27 protein-coding genes and 1 pseudogene are annotated in these 23,767 nt (G+C 63.9%); 18 read left to right on the top strand and 10 right to left on the bottom strand.

What is annotated here, in order from left to right; genetic code table 11:
- Nucleotides 1-13: 13 nt before the first annotated feature.
- The 7 genes from ABIG06_RS06655 to ABIG06_RS06625 form a co-directional block, all read right to left on the bottom strand.
- Nucleotides 14-1,282, bottom strand: coding sequence for an AAA family ATPase (locus ABIG06_RS06655; RefSeq protein ID WP_370135244.1), 1,269 nt, complete (start codon nt 1,280-1,282; stop codon nt 14-16).
- Nucleotides 1,279-2,013, bottom strand: a complete 735-nt coding sequence (locus ABIG06_RS06650) for a CpaD family pilus assembly protein (RefSeq protein ID WP_124159249.1) — start codon at nt 2,011-2,013, stop codon at nt 1,279-1,281. The genes ABIG06_RS06655 and ABIG06_RS06650 overlap by 4 nt, the downstream gene beginning before the upstream one ends.
- Before the next feature lie 20 nt (nt 2,014-2,033).
- Nucleotides 2,034-3,509 (bottom strand): type II and III secretion system protein family protein, encoded by a 1,476-nt coding sequence (locus ABIG06_RS06645; RefSeq protein WP_370140803.1) that lies wholly within the window; start codon nt 3,507-3,509, stop codon nt 2,034-2,036.
- A gap of 11 nt (nt 3,510-3,520) precedes the next feature.
- On the bottom strand, nt 3,521-4,318 hold the full coding sequence (gene cpaB, locus ABIG06_RS06640; RefSeq protein ID WP_370135241.1) for a Flp pilus assembly protein CpaB: 798 nt from the start codon (nt 4,316-4,318) through the stop codon (nt 3,521-3,523).
- A gap of 128 nt (nt 4,319-4,446) precedes the next feature.
- On the bottom strand, nt 4,447-4,971 hold the full coding sequence (locus ABIG06_RS06635; RefSeq protein WP_124159246.1) for an A24 family peptidase: 525 nt from the start codon (nt 4,969-4,971) through the stop codon (nt 4,447-4,449).
- A 119-nt stretch (nt 4,972-5,090) separates the two neighbouring features.
- Nucleotides 5,091-5,237 (bottom strand): hypothetical protein, encoded by a 147-nt coding sequence (locus tag ABIG06_RS06630; protein ID WP_199751383.1) that lies wholly within the window; start codon nt 5,235-5,237, stop codon nt 5,091-5,093.
- Between the two features lie 69 nt (nt 5,238-5,306).
- Nucleotides 5,307-5,471 carry a Flp family type IVb pilin gene (locus ABIG06_RS06625; protein WP_124159245.1) on the bottom strand — a complete coding sequence of 55 codons (165 nt, stop codon included), beginning with the start codon at nt 5,469-5,471 and terminating at the stop codon, nt 5,307-5,309.
- Nucleotides 5,472-5,732: 261 nt separating this feature from the next.
- On the opposite strand from ABIG06_RS06625, the gene ABIG06_RS06620 reads away from it, so the two are divergent.
- The 4 genes from ABIG06_RS06620 (at nt 5,733) to ABIG06_RS06605 (ending at nt 8,613) form a co-directional block, all read left to right on the top strand.
- A complete protein-coding gene (locus ABIG06_RS06620; protein WP_124159244.1) occupies nt 5,733-6,560 on the top strand; it encodes a sterol desaturase family protein in 828 nt (275 codons plus the stop codon).
- Nucleotides 6,561-6,672: 112 nt separating this feature from the next.
- Nucleotides 6,673-7,170 (top strand): pilus assembly protein N-terminal domain-containing protein, encoded by a 498-nt coding sequence (locus ABIG06_RS06615; protein ID WP_124159243.1) that lies wholly within the window; start codon nt 6,673-6,675, stop codon nt 7,168-7,170.
- A gap of 223 nt (nt 7,171-7,393) precedes the next feature.
- Nucleotides 7,394-7,975 (top strand): TadE/TadG family type IV pilus assembly protein, encoded by a 582-nt coding sequence (locus tag ABIG06_RS06610; RefSeq protein WP_370135237.1) that lies wholly within the window; start codon nt 7,394-7,396, stop codon nt 7,973-7,975.
- A gap of 23 nt (nt 7,976-7,998) precedes the next feature.
- Nucleotides 7,999-8,613 (top strand): TadE/TadG family type IV pilus assembly protein, encoded by a 615-nt coding sequence (locus ABIG06_RS06605; RefSeq protein ID WP_199751382.1) that lies wholly within the window; start codon nt 7,999-8,001, stop codon nt 8,611-8,613.
- Between the two features lie 101 nt (nt 8,614-8,714).
- On the opposite strand, the gene ABIG06_RS06600 is transcribed toward ABIG06_RS06605, so the two are convergent.
- From ABIG06_RS06600 to ABIG06_RS06590, 3 genes are all read right to left on the bottom strand, one after another.
- The gene (locus ABIG06_RS06600) at nt 8,715-8,927 is read right to left on the bottom strand and encodes a cold-shock protein (protein WP_014439634.1); all 213 of its coding nucleotides are present in this window, start codon (nt 8,925-8,927) and stop codon (nt 8,715-8,717) included.
- Nucleotides 8,928-9,189: 262 nt separating this feature from the next.
- Entirely contained in the window at nt 9,190-9,477 is a 288-nt protein-coding gene (gene infA / locus ABIG06_RS06595; RefSeq protein ID WP_024340539.1) for a translation initiation factor IF-1, read from the bottom strand.
- A gap of 23 nt (nt 9,478-9,500) precedes the next feature.
- Entirely contained in the window at nt 9,501-11,084 is a 1,584-nt protein-coding gene (locus ABIG06_RS06590; RefSeq protein WP_370135234.1) for a DEAD/DEAH box helicase, read from the bottom strand.
- 478 nt (nt 11,085-11,562) lie between these two features.
- Between ABIG06_RS06590 and urtA the strand changes: the two genes are divergently transcribed.
- From urtA to ureG, 14 genes and pseudogenes are all read left to right on the top strand, one after another.
- A complete protein-coding gene (urtA, locus tag ABIG06_RS06585) occupies nt 11,563-12,891 on the top strand; it encodes an urea ABC transporter substrate-binding protein (protein ID WP_370135232.1) in 1,329 nt (442 codons plus the stop codon).
- 83 nt (nt 12,892-12,974) lie between these two features.
- Nucleotides 12,975-14,582: an urea ABC transporter permease subunit UrtB gene (gene urtB, locus ABIG06_RS06580; RefSeq protein WP_370135230.1), complete on the top strand. Its 1,608-nt coding sequence runs from the start codon at nt 12,975-12,977 to the stop codon at nt 14,580-14,582.
- The gene (urtC, locus tag ABIG06_RS06575; RefSeq protein WP_370135227.1) at nt 14,579-15,748 is read left to right on the top strand and encodes an urea ABC transporter permease subunit UrtC; all 1,170 of its coding nucleotides are present in this window, start codon (nt 14,579-14,581) and stop codon (nt 15,746-15,748) included. The genes urtB and urtC overlap by 4 nt, the downstream gene beginning before the upstream one ends.
- Before the next feature lie 5 nt (nt 15,749-15,753).
- Nucleotides 15,754-16,515, top strand: a complete 762-nt coding sequence (gene urtD, locus ABIG06_RS06570; RefSeq protein ID WP_370135224.1) for an urea ABC transporter ATP-binding protein UrtD — start codon at nt 15,754-15,756, stop codon at nt 16,513-16,515.
- Nucleotides 16,516-16,518: 3 nt separating this feature from the next.
- Complete coding sequence (gene urtE, locus ABIG06_RS06565; protein ID WP_370135221.1) at nt 16,519-17,214, top strand: urea ABC transporter ATP-binding subunit UrtE; 696 nt, start codon at nt 16,519-16,521, stop codon at nt 17,212-17,214.
- 51 nt (nt 17,215-17,265) lie between these two features.
- Nucleotides 17,266-18,096 carry an urease accessory protein UreD gene (locus ABIG06_RS06560; protein ID WP_370135220.1) on the top strand — a complete coding sequence of 277 codons (831 nt, stop codon included), beginning with the start codon at nt 17,266-17,268 and terminating at the stop codon, nt 18,094-18,096.
- Nucleotides 18,097-18,136: 40 nt separating this feature from the next.
- Nucleotides 18,137-18,439 carry an urease subunit gamma gene (locus ABIG06_RS06555; RefSeq protein WP_007605424.1) on the top strand — a complete coding sequence of 101 codons (303 nt, stop codon included), beginning with the start codon at nt 18,137-18,139 and terminating at the stop codon, nt 18,437-18,439.
- Between the two features lie 9 nt (nt 18,440-18,448).
- Nucleotides 18,449-18,754, top strand: a complete 306-nt coding sequence (locus ABIG06_RS06550) for an urease subunit beta (RefSeq protein WP_370135218.1) — start codon at nt 18,449-18,451, stop codon at nt 18,752-18,754.
- A 57-nt stretch (nt 18,755-18,811) separates the two neighbouring features.
- The gene (locus ABIG06_RS06545; protein ID WP_370135215.1) at nt 18,812-19,351 is read left to right on the top strand and encodes an HD domain-containing protein; all 540 of its coding nucleotides are present in this window, start codon (nt 18,812-18,814) and stop codon (nt 19,349-19,351) included.
- Between the two features lie 34 nt (nt 19,352-19,385).
- A pseudogene (ureC, locus tag ABIG06_RS06540) lies at nt 19,386-21,102 on the top strand (urease subunit alpha).
- Nucleotides 21,103-21,245: 143 nt separating this feature from the next.
- Entirely contained in the window at nt 21,246-21,545 is a 300-nt protein-coding gene (locus tag ABIG06_RS06535) for a putative quinol monooxygenase (RefSeq protein ID WP_124159230.1), read from the top strand.
- 13 nt (nt 21,546-21,558) lie between these two features.
- Nucleotides 21,559-22,167, top strand: a complete 609-nt coding sequence (locus ABIG06_RS06530) for an urease accessory protein UreE (protein ID WP_370135209.1) — start codon at nt 21,559-21,561, stop codon at nt 22,165-22,167.
- On the top strand, nt 22,148-22,876 hold the full coding sequence (locus ABIG06_RS06525; protein WP_370140802.1) for an urease accessory protein UreF: 729 nt from the start codon (nt 22,148-22,150) through the stop codon (nt 22,874-22,876). The genes ABIG06_RS06530 and ABIG06_RS06525 overlap by 20 nt, the downstream gene beginning before the upstream one ends.
- 38 nt (nt 22,877-22,914) lie before the next feature.
- Nucleotides 22,915-23,538 carry an urease accessory protein UreG gene (gene ureG, locus ABIG06_RS06520; protein WP_035708617.1) on the top strand — a complete coding sequence of 208 codons (624 nt, stop codon included), beginning with the start codon at nt 22,915-22,917 and terminating at the stop codon, nt 23,536-23,538.
- The last annotated feature ends 229 nt before the right edge of the window (nt 23,539-23,767 follow it).

The raw sequence follows: 23,767 nt of genomic DNA, 5'->3' as shown, positions 1-23,767 counted from the left end.
TCCATGCGGCGGCTTATCTTCCCCGCAACTTCTCAATCAGAGGTGAAAGCAGGGACGACTTTTGCTTCTTGGTCTCGCTGCGGCCGGTCAGGCGTTGGGCGATCTGCAGGAACATCTCGATCGACTTGTGGTTGGCGGAGATCTCCGCGATCATCTGGCCGTTGTTGGCCGCCGAGCCGAAGATTTGCGGCTCAAACGGGATCGAGACGATCGGCTGACTTTCGATCGCCTTGGCGAACTCCGTGGCGGCGATTTCGGGCCGTTTCGGCACGCCGACCTGGTTCAGGCAGTAGAGCGGCGGCCGGTCGTTGGGGCGCGCGGCCTTCAACAGGTCGAACAGGTTCTTGGTATTGCGCAGGTTGGCGAGATCAGGCGCGGCCACGATCAGGATGTCGTCCGCTCCGATCAAGGCGCGCTTGGTCCAGCCCGACCATTGATGCGGAACGTCGAGCACGATGCAGGGCATGGTGGAGCGCAGCGTGTCGAACACGGCGTCGAAAGCGTCGGTGCCGAAATCATAGACCCGGTCGAGCGTCGCAGGCGCCGCCAGCAGGCTGAGATGGTCGGTGCATTTCGACAGCAGGCGGTCGATGAAGGCGGTGTCGACGCGGTCGGGCGAGAACACGGCGTCCGCAATGCCCTGCGGCGGATCCTGGTTGTAGTCGAGCCCGGCGGTGCCGAAGGCGAGGTCGAGATCGGCGACGACGGCGTCCATCGCAAGGTCGCGCGCGATCGCCCAGGCGACATTGTGAGAGATGGTGGAAGCCCCGACGCCACCCTTGGCGCCGACGACGGCGATGATGCGGCCGACCGCCTTGGCTTCCGGCGCCGAGAACAGGTTGCAGATCGACCGCACGACGTCGATCGCGCCGACCGGCGCGAGCACGTAGTCGCTGACGCCGCGGCGAACCAGCTCGCGATAGAGCATCACGTCGTTGATGCGGCCGATCACGACCACGCGGGTGCCGGCGTCGCAGACGGTGGCGAGCTGGTCGAGCCCGCTCAAGAGATCGCTGCGGCCGTCGCTCTCGAGCACGATCACGTTCGGCGTGGGGGCCGAGCGATAGGCTTCGATCGCGGCCGCCATGCCGCCCATCTGGATCTTCAGATGGGCCTTGCCGAGGCGGCGATCCTCGCCGGCCGCCTGTACCGCGGCGGCAGTCTCCACGGTTTCGCAGAAGGCCTGGACCGAGACGCGCGGCGCAGGCGCAATATGCTCCTCCATCGGTGGGGGAGCGGCTTGCGGCTGCTCTTCTTGTGTCTGACGCGCGTAGTTGATCATCTGCCGGTTTCGCTGAGTTTGGCCTTGTCGGCCTCGGGATAGGTGGTCGTCGTCGAGAGCCCCTTGCGATATTTCTCGAGACCGGTGATGCGCCGCGGCGTGTATGACGGAGTTTCGGGCCGCGGCTGCTCCAGATCCGACGGGTTGTCGACCATGGCCGCGAGGTTGCGCTGAGAGGCGCAGCCGTAATTGTAATAGTCCTTGTTTTCGAACCAGCGCTTGTTCTTCATCGAGGGGCCGATGTCCTCAGGCCACAGGCCGCAGGGGCCGGCGACCGCGGCGATCTTGGTATAGGTGAGCCGGATCGGCGGCAGGAAACGCCTGTCTTCCGGCTGATAGGGGTGAACGCTGACGCCGCGCGGCGGAACGCCTGCCGCCGCCAGCATCGCCTGGATCTCTCGCATCGTATCTGCGATCGGCCGGGCGTTGGGCGTATGGGACGGCACGTCGATACGAATGGCGCCGGTGCCTTCGCGCAACCAGGTTGATGCGACACCCATCACGTCGGCGCGCTGGGCGGCGGTCAATCCACCGCGGGCATGGCCGACGAAGACGACGATGGAGCGGTTCTGCTCCTCGATCGCGATCGGATGGCGCTGCTTGTAATCGTCGGGAATGGAGGCCGTGACGACTTCGTCGTGCTGGCAGCCGCCGAGCGCGAGCGCCATGCCGACGAGCGCGCCACCGAGGCGGATGGCGCATTTGCGAAGCTGGGGTGGTCTCGTGATCATCGTGAAGTCCCCGTTCCGCCTCAGTCGGTAATGAAGCCGTAGGTGCCGCGGTAGCTCTTGGCCGGTTCGGTCCGTCCGGGCACGCCGTAGAGCCTGTTGATATTGCCGATCAGCTGGGCCTGCGGATCCGCAGGCGGAGCGAAGCCGTCATCCGGCCGCGACAGGTCCTTCGGCGCCACCGCGCGAACGACGTACGGCGTCACGATCACGACCAGCTCAGTCGCGTTGTTGACGAAGTCGCGGCTGCGGAACAGCGTGCCCAGGATCGGGAGCTGCATCAGTCCCGGCAATCCGCTGACTGCCTGCTTGGTCTGCTGCTGGATCAGACCGGCCATCGCCATCGCGCCGCCAGAGGGAATTTCCAGCGAGGTCTCCGCGCGGCGGGTCCTGATCGAGGGCACCGTCAGCGAGTTCACCGTGTTCGAGGTCACCGCTTGCGACAGCGTGATCGCATTCTCGTTCGAAAGCTCCGAGACTTCGGTCATCACCCGCAGGCTGATCTTGCCTTCACTCAGCACCACCGGCGTGAAGTTCAGCGAGATGCCGAACTTCTTGAAGCTGATCTGGGTGGTACAGACATGCGTGGTGGGATCGCACGCGTAGCCCGCCGGGACCGGGAATTCACCGCCGGCGATGAACGTCGCCGATTCACCGGAGATCGCGGTCAGGTTCGGTTCGGCCAGCGTGCGGATCACGCCAGCGGTTTCCATCGCACGCAGGGTGGCCTGCACAGACGGCGTCGCGCCGAACTTGGTGGTCAGATTGTTGCCGTCCACCAGGTTGCGGCCATAGGCTGTGAACGGGTTCGAATTGGTGAAGCTCACCACGGAGGTGCCGTAGTTGAGATTGGCGGTGAGATCGATGCCGAGCTGCTTGACGATGTTGCGCTGGACCTCGGCCACCGTCACCTTGAGCATGATCTGGTCGCGGCCGCGCACCACGATCGAGTTCACCACCTTGTCGGGACCGCCGGCCAGGCGCGCGGCAAGTTCGTTGGCCTGCTGTGCCTCCATTGGGTTGGCAGCCGTGCCGGTCAGGACAATGCCGTCGCCGAGGCCGTCGATCTGGATGTCTGAATTGGGCAGGACCTGCTTCAGCGCTGCGCGCACGCCGTTGAGGTCGCGCTTGACCGCGATGTCATAGGCCGCAATCTGCTGACCGGCGGAATCGAAGAACACGATGTTGGTCTGGCCGACCGCGGCGCCGATGATATAGGCGCGCTGCGCCGAGCGAACCACCGCATTGGCGATCTTTGGATCGGCGACCAGCACGTCCTTGATGTCGCGCGGCAGGTCGATCACGATGGACTTGCCGACGCCGAGCGAGAGGAAGCGCGCGTTGATCTGGCCGTCCGCCGCGGCCGGTGCCACGGGGCGGTAGTCGGCAGCGATCACCGAGGTCGTCCCCGGGTTGAACGCCAGCGCGAAGGCGGCCGAAAACGACAGGGCGCGGACCAGTGAGGTTCGTATCGCCGCCGAATCTGCCCTGCATCTCATATCGACTGTCTTCATCGCACCTTAGCCGTCTGACTTGGAATGCCGTAGCGAATGATCGAAACGCCCTCTCGCTTCTGCGCGGACTCGTCGAGCGTGATTTCGCTCATCTTGACGTCGGCGATACTGCGCAACGCCAGCGACAGCGTGCCGCTCTGCCGCGCCGCGGAGAGCGTTGCGGTCTGCGCGGGATTGAGCTCGAGCGTGACGGTCTTGCCGATCACCGTGTTCTGGCCATCCTTCTCCTTGGGCGCCTGGTCGATGGCCAGGACGCGGATATTGACCAGAATGATCTCGGACGTGACGACGTCGGGGGCGCCGCTGCTCTGGTCCGGGTTCTTCAACCGGCGCGTGAGAAGCACGTCGACGCGATCGTTCGGCAGGATGAAGCCGCCAGCCCCGGTCTCCGGCGAGATCTCGGTCGAGATCGCCCGCATGCCGGTGGGCAGGATTGCCGCCATGAAGCCCGAGCCTTCGGGCTTGACCAGCTTCTGGTCGCGGATCGGCTCACCCTGAATGAACGGCGCGCGCGCGATCGAGCCGCTCACCTGGGTCGCGGCGTCGGGACGCTCGTTGCGACGGATGAAGGTGGTGCTGGCGGTCGCGGCCGGCCAGGTCTGCCATTGCACGTCTTCCGGCTTCACGGTCTCGCCCAGGCCGATGTCGTTCTTGGCGACGAGGACGTCGACGGTCGGCAGCTGCGCGACCGGAAGCGGAGGTGGCGCAGAATTATCGGTGCCGCTCGCCAGGTACGCGGCGACGCCGCCGGCGCAGATGGCGACCGTCAGGACGACAATGCGTGCCCTATTCATACGCTTCACTTTCCAACAATACGCTGCGACGCTGCCGCTGCCGTGATCGGCAGTTGACCAGCTATTCGTCAAAGCATGGTTAATGAGGCGTATCTAAATCGCCTTAACGCCGGGTTTACCCTGTGCGTTCAGCGCAGTGCGAGGTGAGCGAGGTCGATCGCCTTCACCCATTCGGTCTCCGGGTAGACCATCAACGCGCTCAGAGCGAGCGCGATGCCGTAGGGAATGCCGCTCTCCGTGGCGTGCAGCCGTGCGAGCCAGGCCTGACCCGCCAGCCCGTAGGGCAGCGGCCATTGCCGAAACTGGAGCAGGAGCAGCGTCAGCGCGCCGCCGAACAGCGAGGCGTAGAGCAGGAAGTTCATCAGCTGCGCGAAGCCGAACCAGAGCGCGACGGAAGCCGCGACCTTGGCGTCGCCGCCGCCCACCCAGCCCATCGCAAAGCAGGTGAAGGCCACGACCAGGACGAGCGCGCCGGCGCCGACATGAGTCATGATCTCGTAAGGTGCCATGCCACCGGCGAGGGCGAGCACGAAGAAGCCCGCGACCAGAGCCAGCGACACGCGGTTCGAGATCGTCATCGTGAAGAGATCGCTCGCGGCGGCGAATGCCATCAGGGCCGGGAAGAGCAGAAGGCGCGCAAGGTCAAGGGTCATGGGCTGCGTCTTGAGGCCTGGATTGGCCGCGGGAGCTGGCGTCGCCAGATGCTAGCGCGTAGTGCTAAACAAACCGACAACGGCGACAGGGACGCGAGGCCGGGCCCGCTGAATGCGTTTCACCAGAAGCTGGCGATGCGCGCGGCGAGCGCGACCGTCGCAAGCAGCAGTGCAAGGCAGATCCAATAGGCCGGCGAGCCGGCCGGATCCGCCCCCGCCTCTCTCGCCGCGACCGCGGCATCGGTTCTGAACTTGTACAACGCCACTGGAACTTGCCGTCTTCGGAAAAATAAAGGCCCGGAGGACCGGGGCTTCTGCTGCCGGTCGTCGGTTGCCTACTTCAGCGACGTGCTGATCGAGGTGAACTTGCCGTTCAGCGTGGTGCCGAGATTGTTGACGACGGTGATGATGGCCAGCGCGATGCCGGCGGCGATCAGACCGTATTCGATGGCGGTGGCGCCGGATTCATCCTTCGCGAAACGCGCAACCAAGTTCTTCATGAACAAAACTCCGTCTGGGTGAGATCGGCTCGTCCGGCGCTGTCTGATGCAAAGAGCATGAGAGCCGAGCTCTTTCGGTAAAGTTAATCCGATCGGGTAAACCCCGCGCCGGCGCGATGCTTTCATCCAGAGTGAATTTCGCCTTAAAGCGGCAGATACATTCCGGTTCCGGGCGCATCGGCAGTGTGGTGCCTGCTTCACGCTCCCTTAAATCTCGCGGAGTAGGCGTAGGCAGGACTGGAATTCGCAAGAGAGGCGACGATGTCGAGCCTGCCCATGCAAGTCGCCCTGATGCTCGGCGAGACCATCGTCAAGGTGATCCCGGTCACCTTCGTGCTCGCGGCCGTCTTCACCGTGCTGGAGCATTTCTGGGCCTGCAATCCCGGCGCGCCGTGGTGGCGCAAGCGGGAGATCATCACCGACATCTGTTATTGGTTCTTCGTTCCGGTGTTCGCCCGCACCATGCGGATCGGTCTTCTGATCGTCGGCGCCAGCCTCGTCTTCAACATCCACGATGCCGACGAACTCATTGCCTTCTACGACAATGGCCATGGTCCGCTGTCGCAGCTGCCTCTGTGGGTTCAGGCTCTGCTGTTCCTGGTGCTGTCCGATTTCATGCTGTACTGGCTGCACCGGCTTTTCCACGGCGGCGGCTTCTGGAAGTACCACGCCGTGCATCATTCGTCGGAGGAAATCGGGTGGATCTCCGCGGCCCGATTCCATCCCGTCAATCTCATGCTCGGGACGATCAGCGTCGACGTCGTGCTGCTGATGGCCGGTATCTCCCCCAACGTCATGATCTGGGTCGGCCCGTTCACCACCTTCCATTCGGCCTTCGTGCATGCCAACCTGAACTGGACCTTCGGGCCGTTCAAATGCGTGCTGGCGACGCCGGTATTCCACCGTTGGCACCATACCTCGCTCGAAGAGGGCGGCGACACCAATTTCGCCGGGACGTTTCCGATCTGGGACGTGCTGTTCGGCACCTTTCGCATGCCGGAGGGGAAGCTGCCGCAGGATTACGGCAAGGACGAAGCGACCATGCCGAAGGAGATCTGGGGCCAACTCGCCTATCCTTTCAAACAATAGTCGGCGAGTTTGCGGAACGTTCATGAATTGAAGGCAGGTTGGCCGGGTCGGGCACCGGCTCCGCTGTTATCTGATCGCTTCTGCCGGTTTGTGACGTCCCGGGGGTAAGAGTATGCGTAAAGAGTTGCTGCGCCGTCATGCGCGCACCTGTCTTCTGGTTGCCGCCGCGGTGCTGGCATGGCCGGCCGCCGGCCTTGCCGAGTCCACCGTGGACACGATCGCCGTCAGTGTCGACCAGGCCAAGCTGGTACGGCTGCCCGGCAAGGTGGCAACCATCGTGGTCGGTAATCCCCTGATTGCCGACGTCACGCTCCAGCCGGGCGGCATGATCGTCGTGACCGGAAAGGGCTATGGTGCGACCAACTTCATCGCGCTCGACCGGGGCGGCGAAATCCTGGTCGACCGCCAGATCCAGGTTGAAGGTCCGAGCGACCGGCTCGTCACCGTCTATCGCGGGATCGAGCGCGAGTCCTACAGCTGCGTACCGCTTTGCCAGCGTCGCGTGACGCTCGGCGACAGCGACACCTACTTCAACAACACGATGAGCCAGGCCGGTTCGCTGAGCAGCAGTGCCAGCGGCAGCGCCGGCGGGGGCGCCAAATCCAACTAGCCGGCCGGTGGGTCTGCCGGGGCAGGATCGCGCCCGGCCTCTTGCGGACCGGAGGGCGACGTCTCTCCGCGGGCGCCGTGTCTCCATGCGCCCTGGGGCCGTGCCTGGTTAACGCATTCCTAAGGGCGCGGTCCGTCGGGCGCGGATCGCCTGAACATTTAGGCAATCAGTTTGCGCTATTGAACGGGGCAGACGATCGCCTGTTGCTGGGGAATTCGACGTGATGCCATCGCCTGCACCTACGAGGTTCACGATCCGGAAAGCGCTGGCCCGGTTTCGCGGCAACCGCCGCGGCTCCGCGGCCGTCGAGTTTGCGTTGGTCGCACCGATGTTTTTCGGGCTGCTGTTCGCCATCATCGAGACGGCGCTCATGTTCTTCGCAAGCCAGGTGCTCGAGACCATCACGCAGAATTCCGCGCGCGCAATTCTGACCGGCCAGGCGCAAGCGCAGGGCGGTTCGGTGGCGGCCTGCCAGACCGCGCCCAACTCGGTCACCGCGTGCGACCAGACAACGTTCAAGGCTTATGTCTGTACCCAGATTCCGGCACTGTTTGATTGCAGCAAGCTCTACGTCGACGTCGTGAGCACCAGCTCCTTCGGGACGCTGAGCCTCACCAGCTACGGCGATTCCTGCAATTTCAACGCGAGCGGCATGCAGTACAATGCCGGGGCCTCCGGCCAGGTCGTCGTGGTGCGGCTGTTCTACCAATGGCCGCTCATCGTCACCGGCCTGGGCTACAACGCCGGATGCAGCAACAAACGGCTGATGGTGGCGACCGCGGCCTTCAAGAACGAACCCTTCTGAGGCAGATGGATCTGAGCGGACCGATGCAGGCGATTGCGAATATCTGGCGGAAGGCACGCTGCTCCGTGCGCGACTTCGTCGCCGACAAGCGCGCGCTCGCGGCGACCGAATTCGCGGTCATCGTACCGCTGATGCTGGTCATGTTCTTCGGCACCGTCGAATTCTCGTCCGCCGTGGCGATTGACCGCAAAGTCACGTTGATCGCGCGGACACTGTCCGATTTGACATCGCAGTCGACGACGCTCGTCGATGCCGACATGCAGAACACGTTTACGGCAAGCATCTCGGTCATCATGCCTTACGACGCGACACTGGTGAAGGGCACGATCTCTGAGATCTACATCGATGCCAACAGCATCGCCACGGTCAAGTGGAGCAGGGCCGGCACGATTGCGAGCGGCGCGACGCAAGCCACGCTGGCGACCTCGGCTCGGAACGCCGGCGACGACGTCACCACGATAATTCCCCCGACGCTCTTGATTCCGTCGAGTTATCTCATTCTGAGCGAGGCCAAGTACACTTACACGCCGACCATCGGCTACGTGTTGAAGTCGAGCGTGACGCTGAGCGATGTCTCCTACACGCGGCCGCGCCAGGTCACCTGCGTGCCCTACAACGGCGTACCGTCGACGTGTTGAGATTTGCGAGCCGACGCTGGAATGAAAAAGGCCGTGCGTCACGCACGGCCTTTTCCTTTTGCCTTGCTCGCTTCGGCCCGTCGGGGCCGACAGCCGAGAACTCAGCCCGCGGCGCGGAGGTTGTCCGCCGCCGACTTGCCTGAGCGGCGATCCGCCACGATCTCGTAGGAGATCTTCTGGCCTTCGCGCAGCGAGCCGAGACCGGCGCGCTCCACGGCGCTGATGTGAACGAATACGTCCTGGCCACCGTCGTCGGGCTGGATGAAGCCGAAGCCCTTGGTCGCGTTAAACCACTTCACGGTTCCCATGCTCATGGGTAGATCCTTCTCAGATAACACAATGTAAGAGCCCGCTTACGCAGGCCGGTTAGATCGAATTTCTGGAAGGGTCGTCAGCGTGTCTGAACCGGCTGTACCGGTGGATGCCAATGTCGTCCGGCCGAAAATCGATTAATTCATTTTATCGGAAACAGGAGCCCGAAACAATCCGGGCGTGCACGAATTTTTGATCCGCCGCGATGTCGGCGGCGGATCAATATCTAAGAGTTCTATGCCGCAGGTGCGCGCCGTAGCCCGATCAGCGGCGGCGGAACTGGCCGCCGCGCTGTCCGGGACGGGGCGGTCCGCCTGCCGTGCTGGGACGCTCGTCTTTGTGGCGGAAAATCAGCCGGCCCTTCTCGAGGTCGTACGGCGACATCTCGACCGTCACGCGGTCGCCCGCCAGCGTCTTGATGCGGTTCTTCTTCATCTTGCCGGCGGTATAGGCAACGATCTCGTGTCCGGCGTCGAGTTGCACGCGGTAGCGGGCGTCGGGGAGGATTTCGGTGACCAGTCCTTCGAACTGGATCAGCTCTTCCTTAGCCATGAATTTCTCCAGGTCGTGGACGGCTAGTGCGAATAGGGTTTGCGGTTCGGTTGGCTGTTTGGCCGACTCTCGCGGCGCAAAAAGGCAACGCCTTGTATCCCATCGGGCGTCCCGGCGCTATGCGCGGAACGCTGTTCCGGACGGTCGACAGGCGATGAATGCATCTTACCACCGGAGCGGCGGCGGCGAGAACCCTTCGGGGCATTCGGGCCAGTGCCAGGCCGTCCGTCGGCATGCCTTACCTCGGCGTGCCGTCCTTCACCGTGCCTTCCGTCGCCCTGCTTGCCGGCACCGTGGTGGCGCCCGTCACCATGTCTTTCGTCGGCACGCCTCCCGTCACCGTGCCGTGCGCCCTGGGGGCGCTGGCCGGGGCGGCCGCCCGGCCGGCCCTGTCGTTGCTGCGACGGGGCGGGGCCGGTATCGCGGCGGCCGGCATCGGTGCGGTGGTCCTCGCGCGGCAGGGCGACGCGGATCAGCCGCTCGATATCGCGGAGATAGCTGAGCTCCTCGCCGCCTGCGACCAGCGAGATCGCAGTGCCGTCGGCGCCCGCGCGGGCGGTGCGACCGATGCGGTGAACGTAGGTCTCGGGGACATTAGGCAGGTCGAAATTGATGACGTGGGTGATGCCGTCGACGTCGATGCCGCGGGCGGCGATGTCGGTGGCAACCAGGGTGCGGATCTCGCCGGAGCGGAACTGCGCGAGCGTCCGCTCGCGATGGTTCTGGGACTTGTTGCCGTGGATGGCGCTCGCGGCAATGCCGGCCTTTTCAAGGGTCTTCACCACCTTGTCGGCGCCGTGCTTGGTGCGGGTGAAAACCAGTGCGCGGTTGATCGGCTCGTCCTTCAGGAGCTTGGTCAGGAAGGCGGGCTTGGAAGAGAAGTCGACCTGCAGGATGCGCTGGTTGATCCGCTCGGCGGTCGAGGAGACCGGGGTTACCGCGACGCGGGCCGGATCGCGCAGCATGGAATCAGCGAGCTCGGCGATGTCCTTGGGCATGGTCGCCGAGAAGAACAGCGTCTGCCGCTTGATCGGCAGCTTCGCGACGATTTTGCGGATATCGTTGATGAACCCCATGTCGAGCATGCGGTCGGCCTCGTCCAGCACGAGGAACTCGACGCTGGAAAGCTTCAGCCCGTTGCTCTGCACGAGGTCGAGCAGGCGGCCTGGGGTGGCGACCAGAACGTCGACACCCTGCATCAAGGCGCGGACCTGGCGGCCCATCGGCACGCCGCCGATAGCGAGCGTCGATGACAGCCGGAGGTGACGGCCGTAGGCGTTGAAGCTGTCGAGGATCTGGCCGGACAGTTCGCGGGTCGGCGAGAGCACGAGTACGCGGCAAGTCTTGGGCTGCGGCTTGATGCGGTTCTCGAGCAGCCGGTGAAGGATCGGCAGTGCGAAAGACGCGGTCTTGCCGGTTCCGGTCTGGGCGATGCCGACGACGTCGCGGCCGGTCAGCGCGGTCGGAATGGTCTGGGCCTGGATCGGAGTGGGGGTGACGTAGTTCTCTTCACGAAGAGCGCGCGCGATGGGTTCGGCGAGGCCGAAATCCTGAAACGAAGTCAAAAGAGGGGTTCTTTCCATGTCAAAAGCGGGCGCCCGGCGCATTCGGCGCGGCGCGCGCAAAAGGGTGTCGAGAAGACACCTGCGTGTTTGGGGTGTCGGATGGGCTTGGGAGAATGGGGCAAGCCAGAGGCCCATACGGGCTTAAGAACACGCGGCTCGCTATGACCCCTTGATTCGCAAGAGGTCTCGGGAGGTCATATGGAACATCGAGGGGGCGCTTTCAAGGCAAACGCGTCCGAAACTGCAATTGCGGTGCAAAAATAGTGATGCCGGAAATTTAGCCAGAATTGGCGGTTTGCTCAAAAAATAAACTGACTGCCGCTTTCGCATACATTTTGATTGCCTAGAGTTTGGGCGGTCTGACTGCGGCTAAACTTCGAATTCTGCCAATTACCTAAGTAAATTCAAACAGTTGATAGGTGATCAGCCCATGGCATGGTTCTTGCGATTCCGTTAATCGCAGGCGGCCGCGGGCCGTTTCGCAGCATTTTCACGTCTGCGTCAGGGAGATGAGACACTCATGTTTAGGAAATCCACTCACGATATAGCGGCGTCATTGAGCCGCCGCGGCGTGCTCGCCGCGACCGCCGGACTGGTGCTTGGTCTGGCTTCATTGACTGGCGCGAAGGCCGCGGACGACACCATCAAGGTCGGCGTGCTCCACTCCCTGTCCGGCACCATGGCGATCAGCGAAACCACCCTGAAGGATACCATCCTCTTCCTGATCGATGAGCAGAACAAGAAGGGCGGCGTGCTCGGCAAGAAGCTGGAAGCCGTCGTCGTCGACCCCGCTTCGAACTGGCCGCTGTTCGCCGAAAAGGCGCGCGAGCTGATCACCAAGGACAAGGTCTCGGTCGTGTTCGGCTGCTGGACCTCGGTGTCGCGCAAGTCGGTGCTCCCGGTCTTCAAGGAGCTGAACAACATCTTGTTCTACCCCGTTCAGTACGAGGGCGAGGAGAGCGAGCGCAACGTGTTCTACACGGGTGCGGCGCCGAACCAGCAGGCGATCCCGGCCGTCGACTATCTGATGAAGGAAGAGAAGGTGAAGCGCTGGGTGCTCGCGGGCACCGACTACGTCTATCCGCGCACGACCAACAAGATCCTGGAAGCCTATCTGAAGTCGAAGGGTGTCGCCCAGGAAGACATCATGATCAACTACACGCCGTTCGGTCACTCCGACTGGCAGACGATCGTGGCCGACATCAAGAAGTTCGGCTCGGCCGGGAAGAAAACCGCGGTGGTCTCGACCATCAACGGCGACGCCAACGTTCCCTTCTACAAGGAGCTCGGCAACCAGGGCATCAAGGCAAAGGACATCCCGGTCGTTGCGTTCTCCGTGGGTGAGGAAGAGCTCGCCGGCATCGACACCAAGCCGCTGGTCGGTCATCTCGCCGCCTGGAACTACTTCGAGTCGATCAAGACCAAGGACGGGTCGAACGAGAAGTTCATCAAGGACTGGCAGGCCTACACCAAGAATCCCAAGCGCGTGACCAACGATCCGATGGAAGCGCACGTGATCGGCTTCAACATGTGGGTGAAGGCGGTGGAGAAGGCGAAGTCGACCGATCCGGACAAGGTGATCGACGCGCTTCCCGGCATCGAGGCGCCGAACCTGACCGGCGGCGTTTCGAAGATGCTGCCGAACCACCACATCACCAAGCCGGTGTTCATCGGCGAGATCAAGGCGAACGGCCAGTTCGACGTGGTCTGGAAGACCCCCGGGCTCGTCGCGGGCGATGCCTGGTCGAAGGAGCTCGAAGGCTCCAAGGACCTGATCGGCGACTGGGTCGGCAAGAAGTGCGGCAACTTCAACACCAAGACCAACAAGTGTCTCGGTTCGGGCTCCTGATCCGGATCTGACGTCCATTGCAAGATCGGAGAGGGCGGCGATCCCGCCGCCTTCTCCACTCATTTCTGCCGGGGTCATTCACAGTGCCAGCCCATTTGTCCGCCCGTCTCTGCACGCTTGCACTCTCTTTGTTTCTGATCGCGTTCGCGCTGCCGGCCTTCGCCGGTCCGTTCGAGGACGCGGTCGCCAAATTCGCCAATGACGATTTTTCCGACACGGAAGAGGCGATCGGTGTGGTCGCGAGCAGCGGCAACAAGCTGGCCTTTCCCATCATCAGCGCGCTCCAGGACGGCCGCCTCATGGCTGATTCCGACAGCAAGAAGGTTTACGTCACCGGCGCCGACGGCAAGTCGATCGACGCTGCGACCGGCGAGGCGGTCGCCGCCGTTCCGGACAATGCGAGCGCGGTCCGTCTCAACAACCGTCTTCGCCGCAGCGTCGATGCCGCGATCGGCAGCCTGACGCTTCAATCGCCGGATGTGGGAACGCGCCTGCAGGCAGCGCAGTCGGTGTTCAAGTCGCACGAGGAGACCGCCCTCGAGGCGGTTGATGCTGCGCTTGCCAAGGAGACCAACAGATCCGTCAAGACCGCGCTCGGCGAGGCCCGCGCCGCGATCCTGCTGTTCAAGTCCGACGCCAGCGAGGTCGAGAAGCTCGAGGCAGTGGCCACCCTCAAGGCGCGCGGCGACCAGGATGCGCTGGCGCTGCTCACCGGCATGGGCGACCAGCCGGCGTCGGTAACCAAGGCCGCCGCCAGCGCGATCGGCTCGATCCAGAGCTCGCTCGCGGTCTGGTCCATGGTGCAGAACGCCTGGTACGGCCTCTCGCTCGGCTCGGTGCTGTTGCTCGCGGCGATCGGACTCGCCATCACCTTCGGCGTGATGGGCGTCATCAACATGGCGCACGGCGAGATGGTGATGATCGGGGCCTACACCACCTTCGTGGTGCAGGAGGTGATCCGCACCCGCTATCCCAACCTGTTCGACTATTCGCTGCTGATCGCCGTGCCTCTCGCCTTCCTGGTTGCCGGCGCCATCGGCGTGCTGATCGAGCGCAGCATCATCCGTTTCCTCTACGGCCGGCCGCTCGAGACGCTGCTGGCGACCTGGGGCCTCTCGCTCGTGCTACAGCAGGCGGTGCGAACCATGTTCGGTCCGACCAACCGCGAGGTCGGCAACCCCTCCTGGATGAGCGGCGCGTTCGAGCTCGGCCAGATCACCATCACCTATAACCGGCTCTGGATCCTCTGCTTCACGCTGGCCGTGTTCGCGATCCTGCTCGCGATGCTGCGCTATACCGCGCTGGGGCTGGAGATGCGCGCAGTGACGCAGAACCGCCGCATGGCGGCCTCGATGGGTATCGCCACCTCGCGCGTCGACGCGCTGACCTTTGGCCTCGGCTCCGGTATTGCCGGTATTGCCGGCGTGGCGTTGTCGCAGATCGACAATGTCAGCCCCAATCTTGGCCAGAGTTACATCATCGACAGTTTCATGGTCGTGGTGTTCGGCGGGGTCGGCAACCTCTGGGGCACCTTGGTCGGCGCGTTCACGCTCGGCATCGCCAACAAATTCCTGGAGCCGGTCGCCGGCGCCGTGCTCGGCAAGATCGCGATCCTGGTCCTCATCATCCTGTTCATTCAGAAGCGGCCGCGCGGCCTGTTCGCGCTCAAGGGCCGTGCGGTGGAAGCATGACCCCTCACATGCTGACGCGATCGCTGGACCGCGGCGCGACGATCTTCCTCGCCGTCGTCGCCGCCTGCGGCATCCTCATCCCACTCTCCAACCTGCTGTTGCCCGCGGACTCGTTCCTGCAGGTGCCGACCTATCTCGTCGCGCTCTGGGGCAAATATGTCTGCTACGCCATCCTCGCGCTCTCGATCGACCTGATCTGGGGCTATTGCGGCATCCTCTCGCTCGGCCACGGCGCCTTCTTTGCGCTCGGCGGCTACGCCATGGGCATGTACCTGATGCGGCAGATCGGTACCCGCGGCGTCTATGGCAATCCGATCCTGCCGGATTTCATGGTGTTCCTGAACTGGCAGAAGCTGCCCTGGTACTGGTACGGCTTGGACATGTTCTGGTTTGCCGCGCTGATGGTGCTGGTCGTGCCGGGCCTGCTCGCCTTCTGCTTCGGCTGGCTCGCCTTTCGCTCCCGCGTCACCGGCGTGTACCTGTCGATCATCACGCAGGCGATGACCTATGCGCTGCTGCTCGCCTTCTTCCGCAACGATTTCGGCTTCGGCGGCAACAACGGCCTCACCGACTTCAAGGACATTCTGGGGTTCAACGTGCAGGCGGAGGGCACCCGTGCCGCGCTGTTCGCGCTGAGCTGCCTGGCACTGATCATGGGTTTTCTGATCTGCCGCGCCATCGTCTCATCCAAGCTCGGCAAGGTGCTGATCGCGGTGCGTGACGCGGAATCGCGGACGCGCTTCCTCGGCTACCGCGTCGAATCCTACAAGCTGTTCGTGTTTACGGTTTCGGCCTGCATGGCCGGCGTCGCCGGTGCGCTCTACGTGCCGCAGGTCGGCATCATCAATCCGAGCGAGTTCGCTCCGGGTAACTCGATCGAGGCGGTGATCTGGGTCGCGGTCGGTGGCCGCGGGACGCTGGTCGGTGCCGCGCTCGGCGCCGTTGTCGTCAACTACGCCAAGACGTTCTTCACCTCCGGCATGCTGGCGCCGTACTGGCTGTTCATGCTGGGCGCGCTGTTCATCCTGGTGACCCTGCTGCTGCCGAAGGGCATCGTCGGCACTTTCAACGCCTGGTGGGATTCGTCGAAGGACAAACGTACCGCCGCGGCCTCCGTGAGCGCGGCGGCCGAAGACGGTGTCACCGAACCCAAGATGGCGGAGTAGGTGCAATGAACGTCATGGACACCCGCGCGACCTCCGCGATGCTCTATCTCGATGGCGTGCACGTCTCCTTCGACGGCTTCCACGCCATCAACAATCTGTCACTGACGCTCGAGCCCGGCGAGATGCGCGCCATCATCGGCCCGAACGGCGCCGGCAAGACCACGATGATGGACATCATCACCGGGAAGACCAAGCCCGACGAGGGTACCGTGCTGTTCGACGGCGTCACCGACCTGACGCGGCTCGACGAGACCCGGATCGCCGAGCTCGGCATCGGCCGGAAATTCCAGAAGCCGACCGTGTTCGAGAGCCAGACCGTGCAGGACAATCTGCTGCTCGCGCTCAATGTCGACCACGCCGTCAAGGCCACGCTGTTCTGGCGCGGCAGCAAGGCGGAATCCGAGCGCATTGACAGGGTGCTGGAAACGATCCGTCTCACCGACGCCCGCAACCGCCTCGCGGGCAGTCTCAGTCACGGCCAGAAACAGTGGCTCGAGATCGGCATGCTGCTCGCGCAGGACCCCAAGCTGCTCCTCGTCGATGAGCCCGTCGCCGGCATGACCGACGTCGAGACGCATCTCACGGCCGAGCTGCTCAAGGAGATCAACAAGACCCACACCGTCATGGTGGTCGAGCACGACATGACCTTCGTGCGCGAGCTCGGCGTCAAGGTCACCTGCCTGCACGAAGGCACCGTGCTCGCGGAAGGAACCATCGACCAGGTCTCGTCCAACGAGCGGGTCATCGAAGTCTATCTGGGGCGCTGAGCCATGCTTGAGGTCAAGAACATCAACCTGTTCTACGGTGCGGCGCAGGCGCTGCGCGGCGTCTCGATCTCGGCGGAGCCCGGCAAGGTGACTTGCGTGCTGGGGCGTAACGGCGTCGGCAAGACCTCTCTCTTGCGTGCCATGGTCGGGCAATATCCGATCTCCTCGGGCGCGATCGTGTTCGATGGCAGCGATATCACGGGTCTGAAGCCCTATGAGCGTGCGCGCAAGGGCATCGGTTTCGTCCCACAGGGCCGCGAGATCTTTCCGCTGCTGACAGTCGAGGAAAATCTCAAGACCGGCTTCGGGCCGCTCAAGCGCGAAGACAAGCATATTCCGGACGACGTGTTCTCGCTGTTTCCGGTGCTGCAATCCATGCTCGGCCGGCGCGGCGGCGACCTCTCCGGTGGCCAGCAGCAGCAGCTCGCGATCGGCCGCGCACTGGTGATGCGGCCGAAGCTGCTTCTGCTGGACGAGCCGACCGAGGGCATCCAGCCCTCGATCATCAAGGACATCGGCCGGGCCATCTCCTACCTACGCAACCTCGGCAACATCGCCATCGTGCTGGTCGAACAATATCTCGACTTTGCCTGCGAACTCGGCGACAGTTTCGCGGTGATGGATCGCGGCGCGGTGAAGTTCACCTGCGGTCGCGCCAACCTGGATCCCGGCGAGATCAGCCGCCAGATGGCGCTGTAAGTCGGGGACCGGTAAGCCAAGAAATCCTGCCGCGACCGGCTGGGGAGACGGATGCGCAGCGACGCTTCAGCGACAAGTTCGGTGTTCGAGGCCAACCGCGCCCGCGGTGCTGTCAGGTTCGACGTGCACGCTCGTGACGGTGTGACGCGGCGCGGGGCCTTGCATGAATCCGGTTCGCTCCGCGTGCGCTTTCCTTCGCCCGAAGACGAGGGCCTCTCCGGCGTGTTCGTCAACACCGCCGGCGGCGTCGCCGGTGGCGATCGCTTCGACATCGAGATATCGGCGGCGGATAGCTCGCGGCTGACACTGACCACCGCGGCGGCCGAAAAGATCTATCGCGCGCCCGGGCCCGCGGCGCAGCTCGGGATTGCCTTGAAGGTCGCCGCGGGTGCACATCTCGCCTGGCTGCCACAGGAGACGATCCTGTTCGATCGCGCCCGGGTTCACCGCCGCTTCGACATAGCGCTCGACGAGAACGCTTCGCTCCTGCTTTGCGAGATCGTCGTGTTCGGCCGCACCGCCATGGGCGAGCGGATGGAGCAGGGCGAGTTCGTCGACCGCTGGCGGCTTTCCCGCGGCGGCAAGCTGGTCTTCGCGGAAACGGTCAGGCTCGACGGCCATATCGGCGCAAAGCTCGCGCGATCAGCGGTCGCCAAGGGTGGCGCGGCGATCGGCACGGCCCTGATCGTGCCCGGCGATGAGGCACTGGTCGAGCGCATCCGCGAGGCATCGGAGTCGTTCTCCGGCGAGGTCGGGGTATCCGCCTGGAATGGCTTTGCAATGGCGCGGTTCTGTGCCCAAGATGCGGCGCGTTTGCGCGCCGACATGATGGCGGTGCTGGCGCGCACCGGTGTAGCCCTGCCGCGACTCTGGCTGAACTGATCACTGGTTGAATTGACGTGTTGAACGGAAGAGATTTCGCATGAACCTGTCTCCCCGCGAAAAGGACAAGCTTCTGATCTCGATGGCGGCGATCGTGGCGCGCCGCAGGCTGGATCGCGGCGTCAAGCTCAATCATCCCGAGGCGATCGCGATCATCTCCGATTTCATCCTCGAAGGCGCGCGCGACGGCCGCACCGTCGCCGAGCTGATGCAATCCGGCGCGCAGGTGCTGACCCGCGATCAGGTGATGCCGGGAATCCCAGAGATGATCCACGACATCCAGGTCGAGGCGACGTTCCCGGATGGCACCAAGCTCGTCACCGTGCACGAGCCGATCCGATAGGAGTGCGACATGATCCCCGGCGAACTCTTCATCCAGGACGGCGAGATCGAGCTCAATGCCGGCCGCAAGACCGTGACGCTGACGGTCGCCAACACCGGCGACCGCCCGATCCAGGTTGGCTCGCACTACCATTTCTTCGAGACCAACCCCGCGCTGAAGTTCGACCGCAAAAAGGCCCGCGGCATGCGCCTCAACATCGCCGCCGGCACCGCCGTCCGTTTCGAGCCCGGCCAGACCCGCGACGTGCAGCTCGTCGCCGTGGCCGGCAAGAAGACCATCTACGGTTTCCGCGGCGACGTCATGGGCAAGCTGTGACACCCGGAGGAACGAGCGCAGCGCGGCACGGTTGAGGCGGAAACGGAGGTTTTTTCCATGCTGTCCCCCATCCGCCTCGTCTCGGAAGCTGCCGAACTCGCCGCGCACCGCCACAACGGCATGGCGCGTAAGGGCCGCGGCAACGAGCCCTACATCAATCATCTCGCCGAGGTCGCGAACCTGCTTGCGACCGCGACCGATGGGGCTGACGCCGAGCTGGTCGCGGCCGGCTGGCTGCATGACACCATTGAGGACACCGACACCACGCGCGAGGAGCTGGCACAGAGATTTTCCGAGCGTGTCGCTTCCCTCGTCGCCGAATGCACCGATGACATGAGCCTGCCGAAGGCAAAACGGCGGCAAAAACAGATCGAGGACGCGCCCCATAAATCGCAGGGTGCCAAGCTGATCAAGATCGCCGACAAGATCAGCAACACGGGCGCGCGCATTCAAACCGACCCGAGTGCTGAGGAGCGCGAGGATCTCGCCGATTACATCGTGTGGGCCACGCAGGTCGTGGCGGGTTGCCGCGGCGGCAATGCGTGGCTCGACGAGAAATTCGATGATGCCGTGAAAGCAGCGAGGGCGCTGCTATGACCCACCAGACATTCAAACGCAAACGGGGCTTGTGATGTCCGTCAAGATGAAGCGTTCCGTCTATGCCGACATGTTCGGCCCCACCACCGGCGACAAGGTACGCCTCGCCGACACCGATCTGATTATCGAGGTCGAGAAGGATTTCACCACCTATGGCGAGGAGGTGAAGTTCGGCGGCGGCAAGGTGATCCGCGATGGCATGGGGCAGTCGCAGGTCAACAATAGGCAGGGCGCGGCCGATACCGTCATCACCAATGCGCTGATCGTCGATCACTGGGGCATCGTGAAGGCCGACGTCGCCATCAAGGACGGCATGATCTCCGGGATCGGCAAGGCCGGCAATCCCGATATCCAGCCGGGCGTCACCATCATCATCGGCCCCGGCACCGACGTGATTGCGGGCGAAGGCAAGATCCTCACCGCCGGCGGCTTCGACAGCCACATCCATTTCATCTGTCCGCAGCAGATCGAGCACGCGCTGATGTCAGGGGTTACCTCGATGCTGGGCGGAGGCACAGGACCGTCCCATGGCACTTTCGCGACCACCTGCACACCGGGGCCGTGGCACATAGGGCGGATGATCCAGTCGTTCGACGCCTTCCCGGTCAATCTCGGCATTTCCGGCAAGGGGAACGCGTCGCGCCCGGCCGCGCTGGTCGAGATGATCAAGGCCGGCGCCTGTGCGCTGAAGCTGCACGAGGATTGGGGTACCACGCCGGCCGCGATCGACAATTGCCTGTCGGTCGCCGACGATCACGACATCCAGGTGATGATCCACACCGACACGCTGAACGAATCCGGCTTCGTCGAGGACACGATCAAGGCCTTCAAGGGCCGCACCATCCACGCCTTCCACACCGAAGGCGCCGGCGGCGGCCATGCCCCTGATATCATCAAGGTGGCCGGGCTGAAGAACGTGCTGCCGTCCTCGACCAACCCGACACGGCCCTTCACCCGCAACACCATCGACGAGCATCTGGACATGCTAATGGTGTGCCACCATCTCGATCCGTCCATCGCGGAAGATCTGGCGTTCGCCGAAAGCCGCATCCGCAAGGAGACGATCGCGGCCGAAGACATCCTGCACGACCTCGGCGGCGCTCTCGATGATGTCCTCGGACTCCCAGGCGATGGGCCGTCTCGGCGAGGTCATCATCCGGACCTGGCAGACTGCCGACAAGATGAAGAAGCAGCGCGGGTCGTTGCCGCAGGACAAGGGCAGGGACAACGACAATTTCCGCGTCAAGCGCTACATCGCCAAGTACACGATCAATCCCGCGATCGCGCATGGCGTGTCGAAGCTGATCGGCTCGGTGGAGAAGGGCAAGCTGGCCGATCTCGTGCTGTGGTCGCCGGCCTTCTTCGGCGTCAAGCCGGACTGCATCGTCAAGGGCGGCACGATCGTCGCGGCGCCCATTGGCGATCCCAACGCCTCGATCCCGACGCCGCAGCCGGTGCATTACCAGCCGATGTTCGGCGCGTTCGGCAAGGCGCGTACGGCATCGTCGGTGGTGTTCACTTCCAAGGCGGCGGTCACCGCGGGGCTGGCGCGCAAGCTCGGCATCGACAAGAAGCTCTATGCCGTCCAGAACACCCGCGGCAGGATCTCCAAGAAGAGCATGATCCACAACGATGCCACGCCCAACATCGAGGTCGATCCGGAGACCTACGAGGTGCGCGCCGATGGCGAGCTGCTGACCTGCCCGCCTGCGGAGGTGCTGCCGATGGCGCAGCGATATTTCATGTACTGAAATAGCGCCTCAACGCATGTCCAGGGAGGGAAGTCTGGCCGCGTATCCGGGAACGGCCTTTTGCGGTTTTGCGTTCGGTGCCGCCTGGTCTAATGTCCCGCCCGGTATCTTAACCCTCAGAAGAAAAGCCGGGAGGATTTCTCGTGATCTACGTCGTTGCCACTTTGACCATCAAGCCCGAAACGCGCGCCGAGTTCATTGCAGCCGCCACCGCCTGCATCAAGGAGACGCGCAAGGAGCCCGGCAATATCGCCTATGATTTGCACGAGAGCGTCACCGATCCTGCCAAGATGGTGTTCGTCGAGCAGTGGGAGAACGCCGAGGCGCTGGTGCCGCATCGCGCCATGGAGCACATGAAGACGTTTGGCCGCGTCGCGGTGAAATGCTTCACGGCGCCGCCGAAGATCGAAATCATCACGCCCGAGAAGGTCGAGACACGGTAAAGAGGTAAGACGCATGATCCGGGCGACGCAGGTCAAGGGACAGCACCGCTTCACGGAAGCGCCGGTGGATACGGTCGTGCTCGATTTCGACGACCGGCACCGCCGCCGCATGGCGATGACCGGCACGCGCGGCCTCGAATTCCTGCTCGACCTGGAGCATGCCGTTGCGCTGCGCGGCGGCGACGCGCTGGTGCTGGAGGACGGCCGGCTGATCGAAGTGGTCGCGGCGCCCGAGCCGCTGCTCGAGATCCGCGGCCGCGATCCGCACCATCTCATCCGGGTCGGCTGGCATCTCGGCAATCGCCATCTGCCGACGCAGATCATGGCCAAAGCCTTGCGCATTCGCCGCGACCACGTCATCGAGGCCATGGTCAAGGGCCTCGGCGCCCGCGTGATCGAGATCGAGGCGCCGTTCAATCCCGAGGGTGGGGCCTATGTCGATACGAGCCACGCCCATGGACATGAGGACCATGCGCATCACGATCACGGCCATCATCACCATGATCACGGCCACCACAATCATGATCATGCCGCGCATGATCATGGCCACGGTCACCACGATGAGCATTGCGACCACCCCGACCATCGCCACGGCCACAAGCATGCTCATGACCACAAATGAGCGGGTCGGCGCCGGTGCCCTTGCCGAGGGTGAGGCAGCGGCGCTGTACCGGCTGATGACCTGGCTGTCGCCGGCGTTCCCGGTCGGCGGTTTCTCCTACTCCAGCGGCCTCGAATGGGCCGTCGAGGCGGGCGACATCACCGACGCCGCCTCGCTGGCGGATTGGCTCGATGCGATGCTCGGCGACGGCTCCGGCTTTTGTGACGCGACGTTTCTGGTCCACGCCTATCGCGCCACGGAAGCGGGCGAGACTGCCGCTTTGAACGAGATCGCCGGGCTCGCGAGCGCCTTCGTGCCGTCGCGCGAACGGCAGCTCGAGACGACCTCGCAGGGCCGCGCCTTCATCGACATCGCCCGCTCCGCGTGGAATGCCGACGGACTGGATGCCATGATTGCGGCATGCAGCACTCCGCTGGTCTATCCCGTTGCCGTCGGTGTCGTCGCCGCGATGCACACCGTGCCGCTGGCGCCGACGTTGCACGCTTTCCTGCATGCGCTGGTCTCGAACTGGATCTCGGCGGCCAGCCGGCTCATTCCGCTCGGCCAGACCGATAGCCAGCGTGTGCTGGCAAGGCTGGAAGCCGCCGTCGCCGCGACCGCCGATCGTGCGCTGGACGCGGCATTGGACGATCTCGGCAGCGCGACCTTCCGGGCCGATCTCGCCAGCCTGCGGCACGAGACGCAATATACGCGGCTGTTTCGCTCGTGACCGGCGCGGCTTCAACCAATCGAGAGAGAGCGAATCACATGTCGAAATCCCACGGCCCCTTGCGTGTCGGCGTCGGCGGCCCGGTCGGGTCGGGCAAGACCGCCCTGATGGACCTGCTCTGCAAGACCATGCGCGAGCGCTACGACATTGCGGCGATCACCAACGACATCTACACCAAATGGGATGCGGAGTTCCTGGTGCGTTCGGGATCGCTGACGCCGGATCGCATCGCGGGGGTCGAGACCGGCGGCTGCCCGCACACCGCGATCCGCGAGGATGCCTCGATGAACCTTGCCGCCGTCGCGGACATGCGCGCCAAGTTTCCCGGACTCGATCTCGTGCTGATCGAGTCGGGCGGCGACAATCTCGCTGCCACTTTTTCCCCAGAGCTGGCGGACCTCACCATCTACGTCATCGATGTCGCCGCCGGCGACAAGATCCCGTCCAAAGGCGGCCCCGGCATCACCCGGTCCGACCTCTTGGTCATCAACAAGACCGACCTCGCGCCCCATGTGGGCGCCTCCCTGGAGAAGATGGAAACGGACGCGAGACGCATGCGCGGCGAGCGTCCCTTCGTCATGACCAACCTGAAGAAAAGCGAGGGGCTCGACCGAATTGTCGGCTTCATCGAGGCCAAAGGTGGCCTGAAACGGCCGGGCTGACGGGACGCGACCACTTGGCGCAGGCATTTTCCGCCGTTAACGTTTGGGCGGCGCCGTGACCGCGGAACAAATTTCGGACACGACGATTAACTACCTCCGGCGCCCGGGGCAAATTCATCCCTGCCAGACCATCGGCCGGGCGGATTAAGCTTTCCAGGCGACCCAAGTTGCGTACTGATGCCTCCTCCTCCATTATCTCCGCCACTGTGGTCTCCCCTGTCTCGGCAGA

Origin of the sequence: Bradyrhizobium sp. USDA 326 (genome assembly GCF_049739485.1) — a bacterium.
In the GTDB taxonomy this organism is placed as follows: domain Bacteria; phylum Pseudomonadota; class Alphaproteobacteria; order Rhizobiales; family Xanthobacteraceae; genus Bradyrhizobium.
The sequence above is the reverse complement of the archived record's forward strand: the minus strand, read 5'-3'. Positions and strand labels throughout refer to the sequence as shown.

Bases quoted from the DNA above. Each gene is read 5' to 3' on its own strand.
- urtA (WP_370135232.1), top strand. From the start codon at position 11,563: ATGTTTAGGAAATCCACTCACGATATAGCGGCGTCATTGAGCCGCCGC.
- ABIG06_RS06560 (WP_370135220.1), top strand. From the start codon at position 17,266: ATGCGCAGCGACGCTTCAGCGACAAGTTCGGTGTTCGAGGCCAACCGC.
- ABIG06_RS06555 (WP_007605424.1), top strand. From the start codon at position 18,137: ATGAACCTGTCTCCCCGCGAAAAGGACAAGCTTCTGATCTCGATGGCG.
- urtD (WP_370135224.1), top strand. From the start codon at position 15,754: ATGAACGTCATGGACACCCGCGCGACCTCCGCGATGCTCTATCTCGAT.
- ABIG06_RS06625 (WP_124159245.1), bottom strand. From the start codon at position 5,471: ATGAAGAACTTGGTTGCGCGTTTCGCGAAGGATGAATCCGGCGCCACC.
- ABIG06_RS06600 (WP_014439634.1), bottom strand. From the start codon at position 8,927: ATGAGCATGGGAACCGTGAAGTGGTTTAACGCGACCAAGGGCTTCGGC.
- ABIG06_RS06615 (WP_124159243.1), top strand. From the start codon at position 6,673: ATGCGTAAAGAGTTGCTGCGCCGTCATGCGCGCACCTGTCTTCTGGTT.
- ABIG06_RS06605 (WP_199751382.1), top strand. From the start codon at position 7,999: ATGCAGGCGATTGCGAATATCTGGCGGAAGGCACGCTGCTCCGTGCGC.
- urtE (WP_370135221.1), top strand. From the start codon at position 16,519: ATGCTTGAGGTCAAGAACATCAACCTGTTCTACGGTGCGGCGCAGGCG.
- ABIG06_RS06550 (WP_370135218.1), top strand. From the start codon at position 18,449: ATGATCCCCGGCGAACTCTTCATCCAGGACGGCGAGATCGAGCTCAAT.
- ABIG06_RS06645 (WP_370140803.1), bottom strand. From the start codon at position 3,509: ATGAGATGCAGGGCAGATTCGGCGGCGATACGAACCTCACTGGTCCGC.
- ABIG06_RS06655 (WP_370135244.1), bottom strand. From the start codon at position 1,282: ATGATCAACTACGCGCGTCAGACACAAGAAGAGCAGCCGCAAGCCGCT.
- ABIG06_RS06650 (WP_124159249.1), bottom strand. From the start codon at position 2,013: ATGATCACGAGACCACCCCAGCTTCGCAAATGCGCCATCCGCCTCGGT.
- cpaB (WP_370135241.1), bottom strand. From the start codon at position 4,318: ATGAATAGGGCACGCATTGTCGTCCTGACGGTCGCCATCTGCGCCGGC.
- ABIG06_RS06525 (WP_370140802.1), top strand. From the start codon at position 22,148: ATGCTCATGACCACAAATGAGCGGGTCGGCGCCGGTGCCCTTGCCGAG.
- ureG (WP_035708617.1), top strand. From the start codon at position 22,915: ATGTCGAAATCCCACGGCCCCTTGCGTGTCGGCGTCGGCGGCCCGGTC.
- urtC (WP_370135227.1), top strand. From the start codon at position 14,579: ATGACCCCTCACATGCTGACGCGATCGCTGGACCGCGGCGCGACGATC.
- ABIG06_RS06620 (WP_124159244.1), top strand. From the start codon at position 5,733: ATGTCGAGCCTGCCCATGCAAGTCGCCCTGATGCTCGGCGAGACCATC.
- ABIG06_RS06610 (WP_370135237.1), top strand. From the start codon at position 7,394: ATGCCATCGCCTGCACCTACGAGGTTCACGATCCGGAAAGCGCTGGCC.
- ABIG06_RS06635 (WP_124159246.1), bottom strand. From the start codon at position 4,971: ATGACCCTTGACCTTGCGCGCCTTCTGCTCTTCCCGGCCCTGATGGCA.
- ABIG06_RS06545 (WP_370135215.1), top strand. From the start codon at position 18,812: ATGCTGTCCCCCATCCGCCTCGTCTCGGAAGCTGCCGAACTCGCCGCG.
- ABIG06_RS06530 (WP_370135209.1), top strand. From the start codon at position 21,559: ATGATCCGGGCGACGCAGGTCAAGGGACAGCACCGCTTCACGGAAGCG.
- infA (WP_024340539.1), bottom strand. From the start codon at position 9,477: ATGGCTAAGGAAGAGCTGATCCAGTTCGAAGGACTGGTCACCGAAATC.
- ABIG06_RS06590 (WP_370135234.1), bottom strand. From the start codon at position 11,084: ATGCGCCGGGCGCCCGCTTTTGACATGGAAAGAACCCCTCTTTTGACT.